At 72.8% G+C, this 23,166-nt stretch carries 19 protein-coding genes; 12 read left to right on the forward strand and 7 right to left on the reverse strand.

What is annotated here, in order from left to right; translation table 11 throughout:
• The first annotated feature begins 299 nt into the window (after positions 1-299).
• Positions 300-2,294: an elongation factor G gene (locus QIT00_RS12395; protein WP_282535333.1), complete on the forward strand. Its 1,995-nt coding sequence runs from the start codon at positions 300-302 to the stop codon at positions 2,292-2,294.
• Here the strand turns inward: QIT00_RS12395 and QIT00_RS12400 are convergent.
• Both QIT00_RS12400 and QIT00_RS12405 read right to left on the reverse strand, forming a co-directional pair.
• Positions 2,291-3,616, reverse strand: coding sequence for a GAF domain-containing protein (locus QIT00_RS12400; RefSeq protein WP_282535250.1), 1,326 nt, complete (start codon positions 3,614-3,616; stop codon positions 2,291-2,293). The genes QIT00_RS12395 and QIT00_RS12400 overlap by 4 nt on opposite strands.
• 262 nt (positions 3,617-3,878) lie before the next feature.
• Complete coding sequence (locus tag QIT00_RS12405; RefSeq protein ID WP_282535251.1) at positions 3,879-5,549, reverse strand: acyl-CoA dehydrogenase family protein; 1,671 nt, start codon at positions 5,547-5,549, stop codon at positions 3,879-3,881.
• A gap of 17 nt (positions 5,550-5,566) precedes the next feature.
• Here QIT00_RS12405 and QIT00_RS12410 point away from each other — a divergent pair, with 17 nt between their 5' ends.
• On the forward strand, positions 5,567-6,736 hold the full coding sequence (locus QIT00_RS12410) for a YihY/virulence factor BrkB family protein (protein ID WP_282535252.1): 1,170 nt from the start codon (positions 5,567-5,569) through the stop codon (positions 6,734-6,736).
• 48 nt (positions 6,737-6,784) lie between these two features.
• Here QIT00_RS12410 and QIT00_RS12415 read toward each other — a convergent pair whose 3' ends face one another.
• The 4 genes from QIT00_RS12415 to QIT00_RS12430 all read right to left on the reverse strand — a co-directional run bounded on the left by QIT00_RS12415 (position 6,785) and on the right by QIT00_RS12430 (position 10,271).
• Positions 6,785-7,210 (reverse strand): VOC family protein, encoded by a 426-nt coding sequence (locus QIT00_RS12415; protein ID WP_282535253.1) that lies wholly within the window; start codon positions 7,208-7,210, stop codon positions 6,785-6,787.
• Between the two features lie 72 nt (positions 7,211-7,282).
• Positions 7,283-8,059, reverse strand: a complete 777-nt coding sequence (locus QIT00_RS12420; RefSeq protein WP_282535254.1) for an ABC transporter ATP-binding protein — start codon at positions 8,057-8,059, stop codon at positions 7,283-7,285.
• A gap of 5 nt (positions 8,060-8,064) precedes the next feature.
• Positions 8,065-9,186 (reverse strand): FecCD family ABC transporter permease, encoded by a 1,122-nt coding sequence (locus QIT00_RS12425; protein ID WP_282535255.1) that lies wholly within the window; start codon positions 9,184-9,186, stop codon positions 8,065-8,067.
• Positions 9,183-10,271, reverse strand: a complete 1,089-nt coding sequence (locus tag QIT00_RS12430) for a FecCD family ABC transporter permease (protein WP_282535256.1) — start codon at positions 10,269-10,271, stop codon at positions 9,183-9,185. Before QIT00_RS12430 ends, QIT00_RS12425 begins: the two co-directional genes overlap by 4 nt.
• A gap of 143 nt (positions 10,272-10,414) precedes the next feature.
• Here QIT00_RS12430 and QIT00_RS12435 point away from each other — a divergent pair, with 143 nt between their 5' ends.
• The 9 genes from QIT00_RS12435 (at position 10,415) to QIT00_RS12475 (ending at position 20,986) form a co-directional block, all read left to right on the forward strand.
• Positions 10,415-11,392 carry an ABC transporter substrate-binding protein gene (locus tag QIT00_RS12435; protein WP_282535257.1) on the forward strand — a complete coding sequence of 326 codons (978 nt, stop codon included), beginning with the start codon at positions 10,415-10,417 and terminating at the stop codon, positions 11,390-11,392.
• Positions 11,389-12,180 (forward strand): 2,3-dihydro-2,3-dihydroxybenzoate dehydrogenase, encoded by a 792-nt coding sequence (locus QIT00_RS12440; RefSeq protein WP_282535258.1) that lies wholly within the window; start codon positions 11,389-11,391, stop codon positions 12,178-12,180. Before QIT00_RS12435 ends, QIT00_RS12440 begins: the two co-directional genes overlap by 4 nt.
• Positions 12,181-12,300: 120 nt before the next feature.
• Entirely contained in the window at positions 12,301-13,488 is a 1,188-nt protein-coding gene (dhbC, locus tag QIT00_RS12445; RefSeq protein WP_282535259.1) for an isochorismate synthase DhbC, read from the forward strand.
• On the forward strand, positions 13,485-15,116 hold the full coding sequence (locus QIT00_RS12450; RefSeq protein WP_282535260.1) for a (2,3-dihydroxybenzoyl)adenylate synthase: 1,632 nt from the start codon (positions 13,485-13,487) through the stop codon (positions 15,114-15,116). Before dhbC ends, QIT00_RS12450 begins: the two co-directional genes overlap by 4 nt.
• A gap of 21 nt (positions 15,117-15,137) precedes the next feature.
• Complete coding sequence (locus QIT00_RS12455; RefSeq protein ID WP_282535261.1) at positions 15,138-15,770, forward strand: isochorismatase family protein; 633 nt, start codon at positions 15,138-15,140, stop codon at positions 15,768-15,770.
• Between the two features lie 5 nt (positions 15,771-15,775).
• On the forward strand, positions 15,776-16,015 hold the full coding sequence (locus tag QIT00_RS12460; RefSeq protein WP_282535262.1) for a phosphopantetheine-binding protein: 240 nt from the start codon (positions 15,776-15,778) through the stop codon (positions 16,013-16,015).
• Positions 16,012-19,989 (forward strand): amino acid adenylation domain-containing protein, encoded by a 3,978-nt coding sequence (locus tag QIT00_RS12465; RefSeq protein WP_282535263.1) that lies wholly within the window; start codon positions 16,012-16,014, stop codon positions 19,987-19,989. The genes QIT00_RS12460 and QIT00_RS12465 overlap by 4 nt, the downstream gene beginning before the upstream one ends.
• Positions 19,986-20,288: an MbtH family NRPS accessory protein gene (locus QIT00_RS12470; RefSeq protein WP_282535264.1), complete on the forward strand. Its 303-nt coding sequence runs from the start codon at positions 19,986-19,988 to the stop codon at positions 20,286-20,288. Before QIT00_RS12465 ends, QIT00_RS12470 begins: the two co-directional genes overlap by 4 nt.
• A complete protein-coding gene (locus tag QIT00_RS12475; protein ID WP_282535265.1) occupies positions 20,285-20,986 on the forward strand; it encodes a 4'-phosphopantetheinyl transferase family protein in 702 nt (233 codons plus the stop codon). Before QIT00_RS12470 ends, QIT00_RS12475 begins: the two co-directional genes overlap by 4 nt.
• A gap of 9 nt (positions 20,987-20,995) precedes the next feature.
• Here QIT00_RS12475 and fes read toward each other — a convergent pair whose 3' ends face one another.
• The gene (gene fes / locus QIT00_RS12480) at positions 20,996-22,267 is read right to left on the reverse strand and encodes an enterochelin esterase (RefSeq protein WP_282535266.1); all 1,272 of its coding nucleotides are present in this window, start codon (positions 22,265-22,267) and stop codon (positions 20,996-20,998) included.
• A gap of 180 nt (positions 22,268-22,447) precedes the next feature.
• On the opposite strand from fes, the gene QIT00_RS12485 reads away from it, so the two are divergent.
• Entirely contained in the window at positions 22,448-23,119 is a 672-nt protein-coding gene (locus QIT00_RS12485) for a thiaminase II/PqqC family protein (protein WP_282535267.1), read from the forward strand.
• Positions 23,120-23,166 lie beyond the last annotated feature (47 nt).

Below are 23,166 nucleotides of genomic sequence, written 5' to 3' on the forward strand. Positions count from 1 at the left end.
ACCTGTGTCGAGGACTGGTCCTCCGTCTCGTACAGCGAGACGATCGCGGTCCGGCTAATTCGGTTGCCCGCCACTCCCCTATATCGCTGTACTCGCTGTACTCGCTGTACTCGCAGTACCGGCCGCCCAGGTGCCCGGCCCCGATCCGAGGAGAGCAGCAATGCGCGGAACGTTCATGTCCCACCCGAAGGGAATGCCCATCGACCCGAAGGACATGACGTTCCGTGCACGAAGCACAAGCACAAGCAGAAGCAGAAGCAGAAGCACAAGCATCAGCGCAGGCCCCATCACACCGCACCCTGAATCTCGGAATCCTCGCGCATGTTGACGCCGGAAAGACGAGCCTGACCGAAAGGCTCCTGCATTCCGCCGGGGTGATCGACGAGATCGGCAGCGTGGACGACGGAAACACGCAGACCGATTCCCTCGCCCTCGAACGCCGGCGCGGCATCACGATCAAATCGGCCGTCGTCTCGTTCGCACTGGACGACGCCACCACCGTCAACCTCATCGACACCCCCGGCCACCCTGATTTCATCGCCGAGGTGGAGCGGGTGCTCAGCGTGCTCGACGGGGCCGTGCTCGTGGTCTCCGCCGTCGAGGGCGTACAGGCGCAGACGCACATTCTGATGCGTACGCTGCGCCGCCTCCGTATCCCCGTCCTGATCTTCGTGAACAAGGTCGACCGGGCCGGAGCCCGGCCCGAGCGGGTGCTGCGCGAGATCGCCGCGAAGCTCACCCCCGCCGCCGTCCCCACCGGCAGGGTCACGGCGCCCGGCACGCGCACCGCGACCGTCCACCCGTACGAGCCCACCGCCCCTGAATTCACCACGCGCCTCACCGAGACGCTCGCCGAGCACGACGACGAGATCCTCGCCGCGTACGTGGACGACAGGACGCCGCTGCCGCCCGCCCGGCTGCGCGACGCGCTCCGCGCGCAGATCGCGCGGGCCCAGGCGCACCCGGTGTACTTCGGCTCGGCGATCAACGGCGCGGGAGTGCGGGCGCTCGTCGACGGCGTGCGCGAGCTGCTGCCCGCCGCCACGGGGAGCGCGGACGAGCAGGTCTCCGGCACCGTCTTCAAGGTCGAACGCGGCCCGGCAGGCGAGCAGATCGGGTACGTACGGCTCTTCTCCGGGACCGTACGCGTCCGTGACGTGGTCACCTTCGGCAGCGCGGGCCGCACCGCCGAGGGCAAGGTCACCGGCATCGCGGTGTTCGACCGCGGCACGGCCGGGCGGGCCGACGCCGTGACCGCGGGCCGGATCGGCAAGCTCTGGGGCCTTGGCGACCTCCGCATCGGCGACGCCGTCGGCACACCGCCCCAGGGCACGGCGGAGCAGCACTTCGCGCCGCCCACCCTGGAGACCGTCGTCGTCCCCGCGACTCCCGCCGACCGAGGCCCCCTCCACCTCGCCCTCACCCGACTCGCCGAACAGGACCCGCTGATCGACCTGCGCCAGGACGACGTACGGGGCGAGGTGGCGGTGTCGCTGTACGGAGAGGTCCAGAAGGAAGTCGTCCAGGCCACGCTGGCCGAGCAGTTCGGGGTGGAGGTCACCTTCCGGGAGACGACGACGATCTGCGTCGAACGCCCCACCGGAACGGGCCACGCGTACGAAAAGGACCTCGAACCGCTTCTCGGAACGGTCGGTCTGCGCGTCGAACCCGCGCCAGTCGGTTCAGGAAACACCTTCCGCCTGGAAGTCGAACTCGGTTCCATGCCGTACGCGTTCTTCAAAGCGGTGGCGGAAACAGTCGAGGAAACCCTGAAAGAAGGGCTCTACGGCTGGCAGGTCACCGACTGCACCGTCACCATGACGCATTCCGGATACTGGCCGCGGCAGAGCCATTCCCATGCCGTGTTCGACAAGAGCATGTCGAGCACGGCCCGCGATTTCCGCCACCTCACACCGCTGGTCCTGATGAGCGCGCTGCAAGCGGCGGGCACCCGCGTCCACGAGCCGATGCACCGCTTCCGCATCGAGGCCCCGGACGGGCCACGGTCCGGTGTCGCCCCGCTCCTGACAGCCCTCGCCCGCCTCGGCGCCGTACCCCGCGACCAGCGGCAGGACGGTACGGAATGGACCGTCGAAGGTGAGGTGCCGGCCGCCCACGTCCACGCCCTGGAACAGCGACTGCCCGGGCTGACCAGCGGAGAGGGCGTCCTGGAGACCTCCTTCTCGCACTACGCCCCGACCCGCACGGCCCCACCCCCGGCCCGCCCGCGCACCGACCTCGACCCGCTCGACCGGAAGGAGTATCTGCTGCGGGTTGCGCGGCGGGTGCGCTAACCGAGAGCCCTCGCACCCCCACGCCCCCGCAGCACCGCCGGAGCCACCGAGTGGGGGAGGAGGTCGGACGGTGAGTCGGGGAGGAGCAGCGTGAGGGCCGTGGATTCCCGGAAGCGGTACGGGCGGTGGTCGATGAGCCCGGACAAGTAGCGCCGTACGCGGGAGAGTTCGGCCCGGACCGTGACCGTGCGGGCCGGGTCGCCGAAGAGGTCGGTCGCCAGGTCGGCGGCGGTGCGGCCGGAGGGGTGGTGGGAGGCGAGGACGTAGAGGAGTTCCGCGTGCCGGGGGGAGAGGTCGTGGGTCCAGGTGCCCGCGCCGCCGGTCACGGTGAGGCTGCTGCGGTGGGCGTGGGTGAGGTCGAGGGTGACCGTCGTGGCGTGGGGCGGGTCGGAGGCGTCGCTCGCGGCCGGGTCGAGGCGGAGCAGCCAGCCGCCGCCCGGCAATTCCTCGGCCGTGCACGCGCCGATCGAGGCCAGCCAAGTGCGGTTCGTCGTACGGGACTTGGATGTGAGGGACTTCGGCAGCGGGATCCGGTCGACGTGCGGCATGCCCGTGACCGCGGCCGTCCAGCCGTTCTCGTCGACGACCAGGGCGCGGCCCGCCATCCGCGACAGCAGCGGCACGGCCACTGACCGCATCCGCTCCAGGGACCGCAGATGCCGGTTGCGCAGCTCCGCCTCCGCGAGCCGTGTCACCGAGTGGACCAGGGCGAGCGTCGCCGGATGCATCGTGTCGACCGGGCCGCTCACGTCCACCACGCCGATCAACCGGCCGTCGCGCGGGTCCGTCACCGGGGATCCCGCGCACGTCCAGGAGTGATGCGTACGGACGAAATGCTCGGCGGAGAAGACCTGCACCGGTCCGCGGACGACCAGCGGGGTGCCGACGCCGTTCGTGCCGACCGTGGACTCCCGCCAGTCCGCGCCCAGTTCGAACCCGTGGCCGTCCGCCTTGCGCAGCACCGAGGTGTGGCCCTCGCGCCACAGCACCCGGCCGTCGGCGTCGGCCACCACCATGATGTGCTGCGCGGCGTCCGCGAACGAGACGAGGCCCTCGCGGAGCACCGGCAGGACCTCCCGCAGCGGGGACGTACGCCGGCGCTCCTCTATGTCCTCCAGGGCGAGCAGCCCGGCCCGGAAATCGTGGTCCGGATCCACACCGCCGCGCAGCATCCGGTCCCACGACGCCTCGATCACGGGCCGTGGCTCGACCGGCGGTTCCTGCCCCGCGAGGGCGGCGTCGCGCACGCCCTTGAGCAGCCGGGCGGCGCGGCCCGCGTCCACCGCCGCGAGCCGGACCAGGTCGATCGTCGTGTTCGTCACCGGTGCCTCCCCGAAACCCCAGTGAAGTAGGTGCACCCCAGGGTGCACCCCATCGTCCCGCCGGAGCCGACGGAAAGCTCGCCGTTGGCGCGAGTCGATGCAACGGTCTGCAACCCTCGCCAACAAGCGAGCAGTTGACCGAAACTCTTCCCAACGCCGCTTCCGCGGCGTTCGTGCTCCTCTTTACGGGGCCCGAGGGCAGGGGTGGTGCCGTGTCGGCGCGGCATCACTCCTGTTCCTCTCTTACGTCGTCCCGCGGGTCTTACGTCGTCCCGCGGGCCGGGCTTGTCCCGGACGGGCTGAAATCTGGCGCCGCCCGGTCCACGATCGACCTCAGACCCAGCGTGTGCGGCAACGTTCCGAAAGCCGACCCCCAATCCCCGCCCAACCGCGAAGCGCAGAACGCGTCCGCGACGTCCGGTGGGGCGAAGCGGACCAGGAGGGAGCCCTGGAGGACCAGGGCCAGGCGTTCCACGACGCGGCGGGCGCGGGCCTCGATGCCGTGCAGGTCGGCGAGTTCGGTGAGCAGGCCCTTGATCGCGCCGTCGAGGCGGTGGTCCGCGCCGCGGGAGCGGCCGACCTCGCGCAGGAACGCGTCGAGCGCGAGCGGTTCGCGCTGCAGGGCGCGCAGCACGTCGAGGGCCTGGACGTTGCCCGCGCCCTCCCAGATCGAGTTGAGCGGCGACTCGCGCAGCAGGCGCGGCATGCCGGACTCCTCCACGTACCCGTTGCCGCCCAGGCACTCCGAGGCCTCGACGGCGACCGGCGTGCACCGCTTCGTCACCCAGTACTTCGCGGCCGGAAGCGCGAGCCGCAGGAAAGCCCGCTCCTGGTCGCCCCCGTCGTCGTACGCCGCCGCGAGCCGCAGCGCGAGCGTCGTCGCCGCCTCCGACTCCAGGGCCAGGTCCGCGAGGACGTTCCGCATCAGCGGCTTGTCGATCAGCGGGCCGCCGAACGCACTGCGGTACGTGGTGTGGTGCACCGCCTGCGCGACGGCCTGCCGCATGAGTGCGGCCGAGCCGAGCACGCAGTCCAGGCGGGTCGCCGCGACCATCTCGATGATGGTCCGCACCCCGCGCCCCTCCTCGCCGACCCGGCGCGCCCACGTCCCGTCGAACTCGACCTCCGCTGACGCGTTCGAGCGGTTGCCGAGCTTGTCCTTGAGCCGCTGGATCGCGAACGCGTTGCGGCTGCCGTCGTCCAGGACGCGCGGCACGAGGAAGCAGGTCAGGCCGTCCGGGGCCTGCGCGAGGACCAGGAAGCCGTCCGACATCGGCGCGGAGCAGAACCACTTGTGGCCGCGCAACGCATACGCGTCCGGCTCCGACAAGGGCTCCGCCGACGTCGTGTTGGCCCGTACGTCGCTGCCGCCCTGCTTCTCCGTCATGCCCATCCCGAGGAGCACCCCGGTCTTCTGCGCGGCGGGCCTGAGCCCCGGCTCGTACACCGTGGACGTCAGCTTCGGCTCCCACGCGGCCGCCAGCGCAGGCTCGGCGCGCAGCGCGGGTACCGCCGCGTGCGTCATCGACACCGGGCAGCCGTGTCCCGCCTCCGCCTGCGTCCACACCAGGAACCCCGCGGCCCGGCGCACGTGCCCGCCCGGCCGGGTCCACGCCGACGTGAGGCCCGCGGACACGGCCCGTTCGAGGAGCAGGTGCCAGGCGGGGTGGAAGTCGACCTCGTCGATCCGACGGCCGTAGCGGTCGTGCGTACGCAGCTTCGGCGGGTGCTCGTTGGCGCGGGCACCCCACTCCTGGACCTCGGCCGATCCGGCGGCGGCGCCGAGCGCGCCGAGCTCCGCGCGTGCGCCGTCGAGCAGTTCCGGGTCGAGGTGGCGCGCGACCGCCTCGGTGAGGGCGCGGTCGGAGGTGAAGACGTCGTATCCCACCAGGGGCGGGGCCTGGTTGGTCACGGTGTGGGTGCTTGGTGCCATGCGGATACGGTAAGGAGGTGCACCAGGCAAACGAAACACCTGAGCAGGGCTCAGGACGGCTCCACCGCGCTCGGGTCCTCTACCGGAACATGTCGAAGCGCAAGACCGCCTGGCTGCTGCTGAAGGACACCGTCGACTCCTGCGTCGAGTACCGCATCCTCGGCCTCGCCGGCGAAGCCGCGTTCTTCACCCTCCTCTCCGTACCGCCGCTGCTGCTCAGCCTCATCGGACTTCTCGGGTACGTCGACACCTGGACCGGCGCCGACACCATCCAGTCGCTGCGGGAGAACATCCTGGAGGCCTCCCGGACCGTTCTCTCCGACGAGGGCGTGAAGGAGATCGCGCAGCCGATCCTCGACGACGTGATGAAGGGCGGCAGACCCGACGTCATCTCCATCGGCTTCGTCATCTCGCTCTGGTCGGGCTCCCGTGCGGTGACGGTCTTCATCGACACGATCACCGTGATGTACGGGCTCGACGGGGTGCGCGGCATCGTCAAGACCCGGCTGCTCGCGTTCCTGCTGTTCCTCGTGGCGCTGCTGATCGGCTCGGTGGCGCTGCCGCTGATGGTCGCGGGGCCGGACGCCGTGATCGGCCTGTTCTCGTGGTCCGAGACCCTGGTGCGGTTCCTGTACTGGCCCGTGGTGATCGTGCTGAGCATCGTCTTCCTGACGACGCTGTACCACGTGTCCGTGCCCGTGCGGTCGCCCTGGGTGGAGGACGTGCCCGGTGCGCTGGTGGCGCTCGGGATGTGGGTGCTCGGCAGCTTCCTGCTGCGGATCTACCTCACCACCACCATCGAGGGGCCGAGCGGACGCCCCACGATCTACGGTTCGTTGGCCGCGCCCATCGCCGTGCTGCTGTGGATCGGCGTCGGCGCGTTCGCGGTGCTCGTGGGGGCCGCGGTGAACGCCGCGATCGACCGGGTGTGGCCGTCCGTCGCCACGGCGGCCGCGCGCGCCGCGAACGAGCGGGTACGGGAGCAGCGTGCCGCCGAGGTCGTCGCGCGGGCCAAGGCGGCGCGGGCGGCGCAGGAGGACCCGGACAACCCCGAGATGCCCTCGGAGTTCCCCGAGCGCTGGGCCCAGTTCCTCCCCCCGGAGGACGTCACGGGCCGCCTGCGCACCCACCACCACCGCAAGAACGGCGAGGCGGGCCCCCCGGAGGACCGCCCGCCGCGCGACTGATCCCGCGCGCCGCCGTTCCGTCCCCCACCCCGCGGATGACGGAGCTGCTCAGTCCGCGTCCGTGACGGTGCCGTCCGGCAGCGGTGCGAACAGGTCCACGCTCTGGCCGTCCGGGTCGAGGACGGTCGCGTACCGCTGGCCCCAGAACGCGTCGAAGGGCGCCAGCGCACCTTCGTATCCGGCGGTGACCAGCTCCTCGTACGTCGTGTCGACCGCGGCCGGGTCCGCGCACAGGAACGCGAGGCTCGCGCGGCCGGACGAGGCCGGGGGCTGCCAGTCGGGGGTGAAGGAGCGGACCGTGGCCTCGCTGTCGAGCGCGAAGCGGAGCCCTCCGGGGAGGGGTGCCTCCACGTGGGGGAGTTGCTCGGCGCCGTCGGGGAACGCGAGGCCGAGCCGCCGGTAGAAGGCGAGGGAGGCGGCCATGTCGGAGACTACGAGGCCGATGAGGTCGAAGCGGGGCGTAGGTGTGGTCATACGGGGAGGCTAGGGGAGGGCGGCGGCGCACGTCTTGAAGGTTCCGGACACCCGCCCTTCGGGCGATGTGTGTCAGCCCCGCGCCACCGGCACCACCACCGGTGACCCGTCCCCCGGTGCCCGCAGGATGTCCGCGTCGATGCCGTACAACTCCTTGACCAGGGCCGCGTCGACGACCTCGCGGGAGGGGCCGTGGGCGAGCACCTCGCCCGCGTTCATCGCGACGATCGTGTCGGCGTAGCGCGCCGCGCTCGCCAGGTCGTGCAGGACCATCACCACCGTGCGGCCCGCGGCGGCGACCTCGCGGACCAGTTCCAGGACCTCGACGGCGTGGCCGAGGTCGAGGGCGCTGGTCGGCTCGTCGAGCAGCACGATCGGCGTCTGCTGTGCGAGGACCATCGCGAGCCAGCAACGCTGTCGTTGACCGCCGGACAGCTGGTCGAGGCGGCGCTCGGCGAGCTCGGTGGCGCCGGTGGCGTCGAGGGCCTCGCGTACCGCCTGCTCGTCCTCGCGGGACCACTGGCGGAACAGGCCCTGGTGCGGATGGCGCCCGTACCGGACCAGGCCCGCGACCGTCACCGCCTCCGGGGCCTGCGGCGACTGCGGCAGGAGCGCGATGCGGTGGGCGGCGGCGCGTTGCCGGAGCTGCCAGACGTCGGCGTCCCCGGCGCGCACGCTGCCCGAACTCGGCTTGTGCAGGCGGGCCATGGCGCGCAGCAGCGTCGACTTGCCGCAGCCGTTGGGGCCGACGATCGCCACGACCTGCCCCGCTGGCACCGACAGATCGACGCCGCGTACGGCGGTGTGGCCCGGGTAGCCCGCGGTGAGGGCCTCTACGGCGAGATGCATGGGAGTCAGGCCTTTCCGGAAGCGGGGCGAGAGGTACCGAACAGCACCCACAGCAGGAACGGTCCGCCGAGGACGCTGGTGATGACGCCGACGGGGATCTCCACGGGCGCGACGACCCGGCCGAGCGCGTCGGCCGCTCCGATCAGCGCCGCGCCGACGAGCGCGGAGCCGATCACGGGCACGCGGGTGGGCCCGCCGAGCCGTCCCGCGATCACGGGTGCGGCGAGTGCCACGAAGGCGATCGGGCCGCCGATGCCCACGGCGACGCCCGCGAGCGCCACCGCGAGGGCGAGCGTGGCGGCCCGTACGACGGTGAGGTTGACGCCGAGGGTGCTCGCCATGTCGTCGTCGAAGCGGAGGAGTTGGAGGCGGCTGCCCGCGACGAGGGCGAGCGGTACGAGGACGATGAGGACGGCGAGCAGGGGGGTGCCGACGGTCCAGTCGCGGCCGCTGAGGCTGCCGACCGTCCACAGGAAGACGCCGCCCGCGGTGTTGTCGTTCTCGCGGGACATGACCAGGTCGGTGACGGCGCCGATGACGGTGGAGACGCCGATGCCGACGACGAGCAGCCGGTAGCCGCGGCCGCCCGCGCCGCCCGCGCACAGGACGACGAGCACGGCGGCGCCGACCGCGCCGAGCGGGCCGAGCCACCAGTCGCCGATCATGCCGGTGCTGGAGCCGACGACGGAGGCGACGACGGCCGCGGTGGCGCCCTCGTTGACGCCGATGACGTCGGGGGTGGCGAGCCGGTTGCCCGCGAGGGTCTGGGTGAGGCAGCCGGAGATCCCGAGGGCCGCGCCGACCATCAGGCCGACCGCGATCCGCGGCAGCCGGAAGTCCTGCACGAGCATCACGGTGGCCCGATCGCCCGTGCCCATCAGGCCCTTGAGGGTGTCGCCGAAGCTCATGCCCGTGGACGAGGCGAACGCGCCGAGCGCCGTGATCAGGGCGATCAGCACGCCGAGCCCGACCGCGGCGAGCGCGCTGCGGTACGGGAACAGCCAGGAGAGGGTGCCCGCGCGGACGACGGTGGAGTCGGGCGGCGTGATGCCCCTGCCTGAGCCGGGTGCGAGGGACGTCGGGGACGACGGGGACGTCGGGGACGTCGGGGACGCGGCCGTACTCATGCCGAAGCTCCCGCCGTGGACATCCGGTCGGTGCGTGCGATCCAGATGAGCAGCGGGCCGCCGATGAAGGCGAGGAGCACGCTGACCGGGGTCTCCCAGGGGCGGATCACGACGCGGGCGAGCAGGTCGGCGACGATCAGGACGCCCGCCGCGACCAGTGCGGAGAGCAGCAGTTGGGACCCGATCCGGGGACCGCTGACCGTGCGGGCCGCGTACGGGGCGAGCAGCCCGAGGAAGGCGACGGGACCGGCGAGCGCGACCGCCGAACCGGCGAGCAGCGTCACCGCCCCGGCGACCACGACCCGGATACGGCCCGGGTGGTGGCCGAGGGAGCGGGCGCTGTCGTCGCCGAGGGCGAGCGCGCCGAGCGGCCTGGCACAGCCGAACGCGACGAGCAGGCCGACGGCGATCAGCGGCAGCAGCGGATACGTGTCGGAGGTCTCGATGCCCGCGAGCGAACCAATGGTCCAGTAGCGGTAGGTGTCGAAGGTCGACTGGGTGCTGAGCAGCACGTACGAGGTCAGTCCGTGGAAGGTCGCGCCGAGCGCGGAGCCGGCGAGGACGAGCCGCAGCGGGGATCCCGCGGCGCGTCCGGAGGCGGCGAGCAGCAGGACGACGGCGCTCGCGGCCATGCCGCCGACGAGGGCCCAGACCAGCATCGCGTAGGGGGAGTCGACCCCGAAGTACGTGAGACCGATCACCACGCCGAGCGCGGCGCCGGAGTTGACGCCGAGAAGTCCGGTCTCGGCGAGCGGGTTGCGCGTGACGGCCTGGAGGAGACAGCCCGCGGCGCCGAGACAGACGCCGACGAGGACGGCGGCGACGGTGCGCGGCAGGCGTACGTCCATGACGGCCAGGCGTACTTGGGCGTCCGCGCGGGCCGAGGGGTCGCCGAGGAGGAAGTCCCAGGCGCGTCCGACGGTGCTGGAGCCGGTGCCGATCAGGAGCGAGAGCAGGGCCAGGAGGAGCAGGAGTACCGCAAGTGCGGCCGCCGCCAGGAGGGTTGGGCGATGTATCCGTTTCGGCCTGGTTATCGGCGGTTCGGTCTGGGCCCCGGACACCCCGCCCACTTGCGTGATCGACATAAAGTTAGCCTAACCTAAGTGACGCAACGGGTTGCTGCCCGGGGTGAATGCCCCGCCATGCCCAGCTGTGCACCGCCATGCCCAGATTTGCCTACCCGAAGTGCCGTCCGGCACGGGAACCTGAACCTTCGGAGACGTACGCCATGTCCACTCACACCACTCCTCGCGCCCGGCTGACCGCGGTGGCCGCCGTCACCATCGCCTCCGCGCTCACGCTCACCGCCTGTGGATCGGACAAGGCCGACACCACCGCCAACACCGGTGGCGGCGACGCCAAAAAGGTGTCGGTCACCGACGCCACCGGCAAGAAGGTCCAGGTCCCGGCCGAACCGAAGAACGTCGTCGCGCTCAGCGAGATGGACCTCGACTCCTCGCTCGCCCTCGGCGTGCGGCCGGTCGGACTCACCGCGGGCCGCGGCCAGAAGGGTGCCCCCGAGTACCTGGCCGGCGAGGCCAAGGGCATCCCCGTCGTCGGCGCCGTCACCGGACCCGACATCGAGAAGGTGCTGCAGGCCAAGCCGGACGTCATCCTCGCCGGACAGCTCGCCGACCAGCAGGTGCTCAAGCAGCTGTCCGAGATAGCCCCGACCGTCGTCACCGTCGACAGGACGAAGAGCTGGAAGAAGGCCCTCTCCCTCACCGGCCAGGTGCTCGGCAAGGAGAACGAGGCCAAGGACTTCCTCGCCGACTACGACAAGAAGACCGCCGAGCTGAAGAAGAACCTCGGCGACAACGCCGGCGCCACCGTGTCCGTGGCCCGCTACTCCGCCAAGGGCACCGCCGTCATGCAGCAGGGCGTGTTCATCTCCGACGTCCTGAAGGACCTCGGCTTCAAGCGGCCCGGCATCCAGAACGACAAGGGCCAGGGCCACTCCACGCCGCTCAGCGACGAGGACCTGAAGCAGATCGACGCCGACTGGCTGTTCATCGGCACCCTCGCCTCCACCGGCAAGGACGCCGACCTCTTCGGCGAGCTCAAGGACAAGGCCGCGTACAAGCAGCTCGATGCCGTACGCGACCGGCACGTCACCGAGATCGACGGCTCCAAGTGGACCAGCCTCGGCGGCGCCAACGCGGCCGTCTCCGTGCTCGACGACATCGAGAAGGCGATGGCCAAGTGACCCCTTCCGCACCCGAACTCGCAGGCCGCACCGCGCTCGTGACCGGTGCGGGACAGGGCATCGGCGAAGCTGTGGCCCGCGCGCTCGCCGCGTGCGGCGCCCAGGTCGTGGCCGTCGACCGTGAGGCCGCCGGCGTCAAGGAACTCGCCGACGACTACCCCGGCGGCCAGGTCGTCGCCCGGGAACTCGACGTCACCCTCGGCCCCGCGGTCGACGAGCTCGTCGACGAGGTGGAACGTGTCATCGGCCCGCTCGACATTCTCGTCAACGTGGCCGGGGTGATGCGCCCCGCGCCCGTCGTCGAACTCACCGACGCCGACTGGGCGGAGACCTTCGCGGTCAACGCCACCGGCGTCTTCCACACCTCGCGCGCCGCCGCCCGCCACATGAGCGGGCGCCGAGGCGGCTGCATCGTCACCGTGGGTTCCAACGCCGCCGGAGTGCCGCGCAGTTCGATGGCCGCGTACGCCGCGTCGAAGGCCGCCGCGACCATGTTCACCAAATGCCTCGGGCTCGAACTCGCCCGCAGCCAGGTGCGGTGCAACGTGGTGTCGCCCGGGTCCACGGATACGGCCATGCAGCGGCAGCTGTGGAGCGAGGACGCGGAGGCGTCCGAGCGGCGCGTCATCGACGGCGACCCGGAGGCGTACCGCGTCGGCATCCCCCTCGGGCGGATCGCCGCGCCCGCGGATGTCGCCGAGGCGGTGGTGTTCCTGGTGTCGGATCGGGCTCGGCACATCACGATGCATGACCTGTACGTGGACGGTGGGGCGACGCTTCGGGCTTGAACCGGTCTTACGTCAGCCGTTCGGTTCGGGTTGACCCGGTTGCCGTCGATCGGCCTGCGGCCTCGTCCTCAAACGCCGGACGGGCTGGATTTTCCTCACGCCCCCTCAGGAGACTTACTCGTGACATCCACCCAGGACGTCGCCCCCGCCGAGCCGACGGTCGGCGCCGCGACCGCGTTGCTCGATGCCTATCGGACCGGTGACACCCGGTTCTTCGCCTCGCCGACGCGTACCCTCCTCGCCCACGGCACCCGCGCCCAAGTCCCGCACGACGCACGGCCGTTGACCGAGCGGGTCGCCGCGACGCTGCGGGAGCAGCGGGCCGCCGGGGACCCCGCGCCCGTCGTCGTCGGGGCCATCGCCTTCGACCACGAGGAGCCGGCCGACCTCGCCGTGCCCGAGGCCGTCCGCTGGGGGCCCGCGCTGCACCAGGACCCGCTGATCGGCGTGCCCGCCGAGGCGCCCGCCGACGCCGAGTGGGACGTGCGCCAGGTGCCGGCGCCCGAGGAGTACGCCGACTCCGTCGCCCGTGCCGTGAAGCGCATGCGGGCCGGGGAGTTCAGCAAGGTCGTCCTCGCCCGCACCCTCGAACTCAGCTCGCCGCGGCCGTTGGACATACCCGCGCTGCTGCAGCGCCTGGCCCGCCGCGACCCGTCCGGGTACACCTTCGCGGTGCCGTCCGGGCCCGGCCGTACGCTGCTCGGCGCGAGCCCCGAACTGCTCGTGTCCCGGCGCGGCGGACAGCTCGTCGCCAACCCGCTCGCCGGGTCCACGCCGCGCAGCACCGACCTCGCCGAGGACGTGCGCCGCGCCGCCGCGCTCCTGCAGTCGCCGAAGGACCTGCACGAGCACGCCGTGGTCGTGGACGCGGTGCGCGCCGCCCTCGCCCCGTACTGCGACGACCTCGACGTGCCCGAGCGCCCGACCCTCGTCCGTACGGCCGCGATGTGGCACCTGTCCACCACCGTCACCGGCACCCTGCGCGAACCGGCCGTGTCCGCCCTGGAGTTGGCGTGCGCCCTGCACCCCACACCGGCCGTGTGCGGTACGCCCACGCCGCTCGCCCGTGACGTCATCGGCCAGCTCGAACCCTTCGACCGGGGGATGTTCACCGGCATGGTCGGCTGGGGCGACGCCGAGGGCGACGGCGAGTGGGTCGTCACCATCCGCTGCGCCGAGGCCGAGCAGGACCGGCTGCGCCTCTACGCGGGCGCCGGGGTCGTCGCCGACTCCTCGCCCGAGGCCGAGACCGCCGAGACCGGCGCCAAGTTCCGTACCTTCCTGAACGCCGTGGGAGCCGAGCTGTGACCATCCCCGTCAGTATCGATGCCCCGACCTGGCCCGAGGAGTTCGCCGAGCGGTACCGCGCACTCGGCTACTGGCGCGGCGAGACCTTCGGCTCCATGCTCCACGAGCGCGCCGCCGCCCACCCCGACCGCATCGCGATCGTCGACGGCGAGCGCCGCTGGACCTACGGCGAACTCGACCGCCGCGCCGACCGGCTCGCGAACGGCTTCGCCGCGCGCGGCATCGCCAAGGGCGACCGGGTGGTCGTCCAACTCCCCAACGTGGCCGAGTTCTTCGAGGTCGTCTTCGCGCTGTTCCGGATCGGCGCCCTGCCGGTCTTCGCGCTGCCCGCGCACCGCGAGACGGAGATCCGGTACTTCTGCGAGTTCACCGAGGCCGTCGCGTACATCGTCCCGGACGTCGCCGCGGGCTTCGACCACCGTGCGCTCGCCACCAAGGTGCAGGCCCAAGTGCCCACGCTGCGCGAGGTGTTCGTGGTCGGCGACCCCGGCGCGGACCCGGCGCACACCCCGCTCACCGACGTGGCCCGCGACGACTTCGTGCCGTACGACGAGCCGGAACCCTCCGACCTCGCGTTCCTCCAGCTGTCCGGCGGCTCCACCGGCGTGCCGAAGCTGATCCCGCGCACCCACGACGACTACATGTACTCGCTGTGGGGTTCCAACGAGATCTGCGCCGTCGACGAGGAGTCGGTCTTCCTCGTCGTGCTGCCCGCCGCGCACAACTTCCCGCTCTCCTCGCCCGGTTCGCTCGGCGTGCTCTACGCGGGCGGGCGCGTCGTCCTGTGCCCGCAGCCCGACCCGGAGACCGCGTTCCCGATCATCGAGCGGGAGCGCGTCACGATCACCGGACTCGTGCCGCCGCTCGCCCTGGTGTGGACCGACGCCGGGCCGACCGCCCGGTACGACCTGTCCAGCCTCGACGTCCTCCTGGTCGGCGGCGCCAAGTTCAGCGAGGAGGCCGCCCGCCGGGTGCGTCCTGCCCTGAACTGCACGCTCCAGCAGGTCTTCGGCATGGCCGAGGGGCTCGTCAACTACACGCGCCTGGACGACCCGGTGGAGACCATCGTCACCACCCAGGGCCGCCCGATCTCCGGGCACGACGAGGTCCGCGTCGTGGACGACGAGGACCAGGATCTGGACGTCGGCGAGACCGGGCACCTGCTGACCCGCGGCCCGTACACGATCCGCGGCTACTGGCGTGCGCCCGAGCACAACAAGCGGTCCTTCACCGAGGACGGCTTCTACCGCACCGGCGACGTCGTACGGATGACGCCCACCGGGCACCTCGTCGTCGAGGGCCGCGCCAAGGACCAGATCAACCGCGGCGGCGAGAAGGTCGCCCCGGAAGAGGTCGAGAACGTCGTCCTCGCCCACCCGGCCGTCCACGACGTCTCCGTCGTCGCCGTACCCGACGCGTACCTCGGCGAGCGGACCTGCGCGTACGTCATCCTGCGCGCCGACGCCGAACCGCTGAAGCCCGTGGCGATCAAGAAGTTCGTACGGGAGCGCGGACTCGCCGCCTTCAAGGTCCCCGACCGGGTCGAGTTCGTCCACGCGTTCCCGCAGACCGGCATCGGCAAGGTCTCGAAGAAGGACCTTCGCAGCACCGCCGCCGCCGACCAGTAACACCGAAAGGCCCCGCAGACCATGGCACTCCCCGCCATCTCCCCGTACCCCATGCCCACCGCGGACGAACTGCCCGCGAACCGGGTGGAGTGGACCGTCGACCCGTCCCGTGCCGTGCTGCTCGTGCACGACCTGCAGAACTACTTCCTGCGCGCGTTCAAGCAGGAGCAGTCGCCGGTCACCGAACTGCTCGGCAACGTCGGGCAGTTGGCGAGTCAGGCCCGTGCGCTCGGCGTGCCGGTCGTCTACTCCGCGCAGCCCGGCGGCCAGAGCCCGGCCGAGCGCGGGCTCCAGCAGGACTTCTGGGGACCGGGGCTGCCCGACGACGCCTCCGCGAAGGCCATCGCCCCGGCCGTCGCACCCGAGGACGGCGACACCGTCCTCACCAAGTGGAAGTACAGCGCGTTCGTACGGACCGACCTCGCGGAGACGATGCGCGCGCAGGGCCGCGACCAGCTGGTCATCGTCGGTGTCTACGCCCACATCGGCGTGCTGATGTCCGCGTGCGACGCCTGGATGCGGGACATCCAGGCCTTCCTCGTCGCCGACGCCGTCGCCGACTTCTCCCGCGCCGACCACGAGATGGCGCTGCGCTGGGCGGCCGCCAAGTGCGCCGTCGTCACCACGACCGGAAACACCTTCCAGGGGGCCTGAGCAGCATGGCAACGAGCACACTGACCATCGGGCTGATACGCGCGGACGTCGCCGACGCGCTCGGCGAGGACGTCGAGGACATCCCCGTCGACGAGAACCTCGTCGACTACGGCCTCGACTCGGTCCGCATCATGGCCCTCCTGGAGCGCTGGCGCCGCGACCACGGCGTCGAGGCGACCTTCGTGGACCTCGCCGAACAGCCCGCCGTCGAGGCCTGGGCGCCGCTGCTCGGAGTCACGGCATGACCGCCGTACTGGAACCCGCCACCGAGCCCCCCGCCGAGCAGGCCGTGCGACTCCCGCTCACCGCCGCCCAGTCGGGCATGTGGTTCGCGCAGGCCCTCGATCCCGAGAGCCCCGCGCAGAACACCGCGGAGTGCATCGAGATCCACGGCCCCGTCGACCCGCGGCTTTTCGCGCAGGCCCTGCACCGCGTCGCCGGCGAGGCGGACGCGCTCAGGGTCCGCCTGGTCGAGACCGCCGACGGGCCCCGTCAGCTGCCGCTCGCCCTCGGCCCCGTGCACGGCGGCACCGTGGACGAGAACGCGGTGCGCTTCCCGTTCAAGGCGCACGACCTGCGCGGCCTCGACGACCCGGACGGCACCGCCCGCGCCCGGATGGGCGCCGACCTCGCGGTGCCCTTCGACCTCGCGGCGGGGCCGCTGTTCCAGCACGCCCTGTACCGGGTCGCCGACGAGCGCTGGCTCTGGTTCCAGCGCGTCCACCACGCCGTGATGGACGGCTTCGGCTACTCGCTGCTCGCCCGCCGCACCGCCGAGGCGTACACCGCCCTCGCCGCCGGCGAAGAGCCGGGCCCGAGCCCCTTCGGCCGGCTCACCGACCTCGTCGCCGAGGACACCGCGTACCGCACCTCCGAGGCGTACGAGACCGACCGGGCGCACTGGAACGCCGCGTTCGCCGACCGCCCCGAGGCCGTGAACCTCGCCGGGCGCACCGCGCTGCCCTCCCGCACCTTCCACCGCCGCACCGCGCACATCGGCACCGAACTCTCCGCCCAGGTCAAGGAGTTGGCCGCCGGGGTGCGCGCCACCTGGCCGGAGGTGCTGATCGCCGCTCAGGCCCTGTACCTGTCCCGCGCCACGCACTCCGAGGAGGTCGTCCTCGGCCTGCCGATGATGGGCCGCATGGGCTCCGCCGCCCTGCGCATCCCCGGCATGGTCATGAACGTCCTGCCGCTGCGCCTCACCGTCGCCCCGCAGGCCACCTTCGCCGAGCTGACCCGGCAGGTCGTCCTCGGCATCCGCGCCGCCCGCAAGCACCAGCGCTACCGGTACGAGGAGATCCGCCGCGACCTCGGCCTCCTCGGCGAGGGCCGCGCCCTGGTCGGGCCGCTCGTCAACGTCATGCCGTTCGACTACGGCCTGACCTTCGCCGGCGCCCCGACCGAGGCCCACAACCTGTCCGCGGGCCCGGTGGACGACCTCACCGTCAACATCTACGACCGCGCCGACGGCGGCGGTCTGCGCATCGACTACGACGGCAACCCCGCCCTGTACGAGGAGAGCGAACTCGGCGTCCACCAGCGCCGCTTCCTGGAACTCCTGGCTCGTATCGCCGCCACCGACCCGCACGCCGCGCTCGCCGGACACGGCATCTGCACGAGCACCGAACGCGCCCTGGTCCTGGACGAGTTCAACGCCACCGCGCGGGACGTGCCCCCGACCACCCTCATCGGTCCCATCGAGGCCCAGGCCGCGCGCACCCCGGACGCGCCCGCCCTGGTCTTCGGCGACACCACCCTCACGTACGCCGAGCTGAACGCCCGCGCCAACCGGCTCGCGTGGCACCTCGCCTCGCTCGGTGTGCGTCCCGGCGCGCTCGCCGCCGTCGCCGTGCCGCGCTCCCTCGACCTGGTCGTGACGCTGCTCGCGGTGGTCAAGGCGGGCGGCGCCTATCTGCCGCTCGACCCGGACTACCCGGCGGACCGGCTCGCGTACATGGTCGAGGACGCGCGGCCCGCCGTCGTCGTCGCGGACACCGCCGCGCGCGTGCCCGCGGGCGTCGGCGTACCGGCCGTGGTCCTCGACGAGCTCGACACCAGCGGGCAGTTGGGCATCAACCCGCCCCGCCCGCTGACCCCGCAGCATCCCGCGTACGTCATCTACACCTCCGGCTCCACCGGCCGCCCCAAGGGTGTCGTCGTGCCCCACGGGGCGATCGACAACCGGCTGCGCTGGATGCAGGCCGAGTACCCGCTCGGGCCCGGCGACCGCGTGCTGCAGAAGACGCCGTCCGGCTTCGACGTGTCCGTGTGGGAGTTCTTCTGGGCCCTGCGCGTCGGCGCCACGATCGTGATGGCCGAGCCCGGCGGCCACAAGGACCCCGCCTACCTCGCCCGCACCATCCGCGAACAGGCCGTCACCACCTGCCACTTCGTGCCGTCCATGCTCCAGGTCTTCCTCGCCGAGCCGGGCGCCGCCGAGTGCACGGGCCTGCGCCGCGTGTTCTGCAGCGGCGAGGCTCTGCCCCGCGAGACCGTCCAGGAGTTCGGCCGCACGCTGCCCGAGGTGGAGCTGCACAACCTGTACGGCCCCACCGAGGCGGCCGTCGACGTCACGTACTACCCGTGCGACACCCGGCCGGGGGTTGCCGGGCCCGTGCCGATCGGCAAGCCCGTCTGGAACACCCGCCTGTACGTCCTGGACGCCGCCCTCCAGCCGTGCCCGCCCGGCGTGCCCGGCGAACTCCACCTCGCGGGCGCGCAGTTGGCCACCGAGTACCTCGGCCGGCCCGCGCTCACCGCGTCCCGCTTCGTCGCCGACCCGTACGGACCGGCCGGCAGCCGCATGTACCGCACCGGCGACCTGGCGCGCTGGACCGAGCACGGTGAGATCGAGTACCTCGGCCGCACCGACCACCAGGTCAAGCTGCGCGGACTGCGCATCGAACTCGGCGAGATCGAGACCGAGTTGGCGGCCTGCGAGGGCGTCACCGGAGCCTGTGTCCTGGTCCGCGAGGACCGGCCCGGCGACCAGCGCCTCGTCGGCTACGTGACCGCTCCGGCAGGCATCGACACCGAGGCCGTACGCGACCGCCTCGCCAGGACGCTGCCCGACTACATGGTCCCCGGCGCCGTCGTCGTCCTCGACGATTTCCCGCTCAGCCCCAACGGCAAGCTGGACCGCAAGGCCCTGCCCGCCCCCGCGCAGGCGGCCACCGGCACCGGGCGCGCGCCCCGCGACCCGCGCGAGGAGACCCTCACCCGGCTCTTCGCCGAGGTCCTCGGCCTTGACCGACTGAGCGTGGATGACGGCTTCTTCGACCTCGGCGGCACCTCGCTGCTCGCCGCCCGCCTGGTCCGCCGCATCCGCGACACCCTCGGCATCGAACTCGCCATCGGCGCGCTGTTCCAGGCCCCGACCCCGGCCGCCCTCGCCGCGCAGCTGGACAGCGGGCTCGGCAACGACGAGGTCCTCAGGACGCTCCTGCCGCTGCGCACCACGGGCCACCGCACCCCTCTGTTCGTCTTCCACCCGGCGGGCGGCATCAGCTGGTGCTACGCGGGGCTCCTCTCCCGCCTCGACCCGGACCAGCCGGTGTACGGGCTGCAGGCCCGCGGACTGCTCGGACTCGAAGCTGGGGCCGAACTCCCCGCGTCCATGGAGGAGATGGCCGCCGACTACGTCATCCGGCTGCGCTCCGTACAGCCGCACGGCCCGTACCGGCTGCTCGGCTGGTCCGTCGGCGGCGTCCTCGCGCACACGGTCGCCGTGCTGCTGCGGGAGGCGGGCGAGGAGGTCGAGCTGCTCTCGCTGCTCGACGCCTACCCCTCCGACCAGTGGCAGGACCAGGCCGTCCCCGCCGAGGCCGACGCGCTCACCGCGCTCCTGCGCATGGCCGGCTACGAGCGTACGGACGAGCTCACCCGGGACGACGTCCTCGCCACCCTGCACCGCGAGGGCAGTGCCCTGGCCGGGCTCAGCGACACCACGCTCGGTGCCGTGGTCGAGATCGTGATCAACAACGCCCACCTGATGCGCGCCCACCGGCACCGGCGCTTCGACGGCGACGTACTGTTCTTCACGGCCGCCGCGCCCCGCCCCGAGGACTGGCTGACCCCGGACGCGTGGCGGCCGTACGTCGGTGGCACCCTGTCCGAGCACACTGTCGACTGCCTGCACCCGCAACTCACCCAGGCGCCCCACCTGGACCAGATCGCGGACGTTCTCAGCCGCCGCCTGAAGGAGCTCGACCGATGACCGCCGCCCCCGGATCCGCCCCCGGACCCGCCCCCGGATCCGCCCCCGGATCCGCCCCCGGATCCGCCTCCGGACCCGCACCCGGGCCTTTCGACCAGCCTGCGGGGGAGCAGGCCCAGGCGCCCACGCACCTGGTGCTGCGCAACACCCGCGCCGAGCACTCGTTGTGGCCCGCCCACACCCCGGCCCCGGAGGGCTGGCGGGTGGTGCACGGCCCCGCCCCGTACGAGGAGTGCGCGGGACACGTCGAGGGCGCGACGGGCGTGGCGGTCGCGGCGGTCGCGGCGGGCGCGGTTTGAGCGGGCCCGCAGCGGTGGGGGCCCGGCGGCTGAACGTGCCGCCGGGCCTCCACCGCGCGTCCACGGACGTGGAGTTGTGGCTCACGGGCGAGGACGCGGGCGAGCCCTCCCCGGACGACCTGGCGCTGCTCGACGCCGACGAACAGGCCCGCGCCGCCGGCCTGCGCCGCCCCGCCGACCGGCGCCTCTACGTCACGGCGCACGCCCTGTTGCGCCGCCTGCTCGGCGCCCGCCTCGACCGCGACCCGGCCGGGCTGAGCTTCGTCCGCGCACCCTGCGCGGGCTGCGGCGCACCGCACGGCCGCCCGGCCCTGCCGGGCACGCCGGTCCACTTCTCGCTGTCGCACTCGGGGGAGTACGCCCTGATCGGCCTCGCGGACCGGCCGGTCGGCGTCGACCTCGAAGCCCTCGCGGACGACGCCGTCATCGACGACCTGTCCGCGTCCCTGCACCCACGCGAGCACACGGAACTGTCCGCCCTGCCCCCCGGCCCGTCCCGCACGGCGGCGTTCGCCCGCTGCTGGACGCGGAAGGAGGCCTGCCTGAAGGGCACAGGCGAGGGCCTCACGGAGGAGGGCCTCCGGGACACCCTCGTCGGCACGGGCCCGACCCCGCACCCGCTGCCCGGCTGGGCGCTCGCCGACGTTCACCTGCCGGAGGGGTACGCGGGGGCGTGCGCGGTGCGGCTCACGGCCTGACCCGCGCGGTCACTCCGCCCGGCCGACCGCCCGGCCGAGCAGCCCCACGATTCCGTCGGCCAGCTCCGTACGCCAGCACAGCCAGTCGTGCCCGCCGTTGAACTCCCGGTACACCGCGTCCTCGTACCCCCGCTCGCGCAGCGCGTCCCGCAGGCGGCGGCTGCCCGGGACGAGGACCCACTCCTGCTCGCCCGCCGACAGCCAGAAGCGGACCGGAAGGCGCGGCGACTCCCGGACCAGGTTCGTCACCAGCTCCGACTCCGCCTCGCCCGTGGGCCACCAGAACGACCCCGACTGCGCAAGCGCGTTGCCGAAGCGGTGCGGGGCGCGCAGCGCCGCGTACGCCGCCGTCAGGCCGCCGAGGCTCTGGCCCGCGAGGACCGTGCGCGCCGGGTCCGTGGTGAGCGGCAGCAGCTCCGCCGCCCAGGGCAGCAGCTCGTCCGCGAGGAACCCCACGAAGCGGTCGTCGCAGCCCAGTTCGGCCCAGCGTGTGTCCGCGTCGAGCGCCTCGGGGAGCAGCGCCGCGACCGGCGGGATGCGGCCGTCCGCGATCAGGTTGTCGAGCAGCGTGGCCAGGCCGAGCGCGGGCTGCCAGGACTCGCCGTCGAACAGGACCAGGACCGGAAGGCCTTCCTCCGGTGCGGTGTGGCCCGGCGGCTCGTAGACCCACACCCGGCGCTCGTTGCCGAGCCGCTCGCCGCGCACCGTGTGCACGCTCACCGCGCCGCACGGCACGTCCGCCCGCACCCGCCAGTCGTCCCCGCGCGGCGCCTGCGGCAGCTCCACGTACGAGATCGGGCCCGCACCCCAACGCCGTTGCAGAGAACGGGAGTTGAGCGGATCGACGCGGTGCCGGCCGCGCAGCCACCGCCAGTGCTCGGGGGCGCCGGGCTCGGCCGGTCCCTCGCCCTCGTCCACGCACAGGCTGTACGTGGCCCGCCAGTCGTCCCGCATCCGCAGCGACCAGTGCCACACGTCCGTGCCCGGCACCCGCTCCATCCGGTTGACCGCGGGGTCGGACGGGTCCGCGACCTTGTTGGGCAGCGCGAGCACGGTCCGGGTCGCGGGGGAGCCGCGCCACAGGAACGTCACGACCGAGTGGCCGTCCGCGTCCGGGTCGGGCTCCACGAGGGGGGTGCCCTCGGCCGCGGCGGCCCGCCAGAACTCCGCCTCGTCGACCTCGCCCGCCGCGAGCGCCGCGATCCGCGCGCTCACGGCCCGCTCCACCGGGTGCGGCCGCGGGACGCGCGGCGGCCGACTGGGCTTGACGGACTCGGGCATGGCTCGGCCTCCGGGCGACACAGGACAAGGGAAAGTAAGGCTCACCTTACCTGTTCTTGACCTTGTCTGTCCGGTGCCCCTGTGCCGCCCGTACGCTCCACGCCCACGCCCACGCCCGTGCCGCCCCGCCCGCGCGCAGGCGTGCGCGTACGCTCCGACCATGGATGCGACGGTGCCGTCATGACGCACACAGCCGCGGCCGTGCTCGCCGCCACCACCGCCGAACTCAGCCCGGACCCCGCCCGCAACGCCTTCGTCGCCGAGGTCGAACAGGGCACGGCCCGGCAGATCGCGATCAGCACGCTCACCCTGGAGCAGCGCCACGTCATCCCCAGCGACCGGCGTGCCTTCGCCCACCTCGCCGAACGCGCCGCCGCCCTCGGTGCCCCCGCGAGCGCGGCGTTCTTCGCCACCCTCGCCGAGGGCGAGCGGACCGCCGCCGACCACCTGGCCCCGCTCGCCGCGGCCTGCGGGCTCGACGCCGCCGCGATCGACGCGTACGAACCGCTCCCCGGCTGCCAGGCCTATCCCTCCTACGTGGCCCGGCTCGCCCTCACCGGCCACCCGGCCGAGGTCGTCCTCGCGCTGAGCGCCAACTTCGCCGCCTGGGGCGACAGTTGCGCCCGCATCGGCCACGGCCTGCGCGGGCACTACGGATACGACGACGACTCCTGCGCCTTCTTCGACTTCTTCGCCGCACCGGCGCCCGCCCTCGCGGAGCAGGCGGAGGCGGCGGTGCAGGAGGGGCTCGACGGGGTGGACGGCCTGGACGTGAGCGCCGCGTGCCGCTCCGGTCGTCTGCTGCAGAGCTACGAACGGCTCTTCTGGGACACGCTGGCGGGCCTGGCGTAGTCGGCAGGTTCTCTTCCCCACCCCGCCCCTTCCCGACTGTGTCCGAT

The sequence above is a fragment of the Streptomyces luteolus genome (assembly GCF_029968015.1).
GTDB classification, from domain to species: domain Bacteria; phylum Actinomycetota; class Actinomycetes; order Streptomycetales; family Streptomycetaceae; genus Streptomyces; species Streptomyces luteolus.

Bases quoted from the DNA above. Each gene is read 5' to 3' on its own strand.
- QIT00_RS12405 (WP_282535251.1), bottom strand. From the start codon at position 5,549: ATGGCACCAAGCACCCACACCGTGACCAACCAGGCCCCGCCCCTGGTG.
- QIT00_RS12415 (WP_282535253.1), bottom strand. From the start codon at position 7,210: ATGACCACACCTACGCCCCGCTTCGACCTCATCGGCCTCGTAGTCTCC.
- QIT00_RS12420 (WP_282535254.1), bottom strand. From the start codon at position 8,059: ATGCATCTCGCCGTAGAGGCCCTCACCGCGGGCTACCCGGGCCACACC.
- QIT00_RS12425 (WP_282535255.1), bottom strand. From the start codon at position 9,186: ATGAGTACGGCCGCGTCCCCGACGTCCCCGACGTCCCCGTCGTCCCCG.
- QIT00_RS12430 (WP_282535256.1), bottom strand. From the start codon at position 10,271: ATGTCGATCACGCAAGTGGGCGGGGTGTCCGGGGCCCAGACCGAACCG.
- QIT00_RS12435 (WP_282535257.1), top strand. From the start codon at position 10,415: ATGTCCACTCACACCACTCCTCGCGCCCGGCTGACCGCGGTGGCCGCC.
- QIT00_RS12455 (WP_282535261.1), top strand. From the start codon at position 15,138: ATGGCACTCCCCGCCATCTCCCCGTACCCCATGCCCACCGCGGACGAA.
- QIT00_RS12460 (WP_282535262.1), top strand. From the start codon at position 15,776: ATGGCAACGAGCACACTGACCATCGGGCTGATACGCGCGGACGTCGCC.
- QIT00_RS12465 (WP_282535263.1), top strand. From the start codon at position 16,012: ATGACCGCCGTACTGGAACCCGCCACCGAGCCCCCCGCCGAGCAGGCC.
- QIT00_RS12470 (WP_282535264.1), top strand. From the start codon at position 19,986: ATGACCGCCGCCCCCGGATCCGCCCCCGGACCCGCCCCCGGATCCGCC.
- fes (WP_282535266.1), bottom strand. From the start codon at position 22,267: ATGCCCGAGTCCGTCAAGCCCAGTCGGCCGCCGCGCGTCCCGCGGCCG.
- QIT00_RS12485 (WP_282535267.1), top strand. From the start codon at position 22,448: ATGACGCACACAGCCGCGGCCGTGCTCGCCGCCACCACCGCCGAACTC.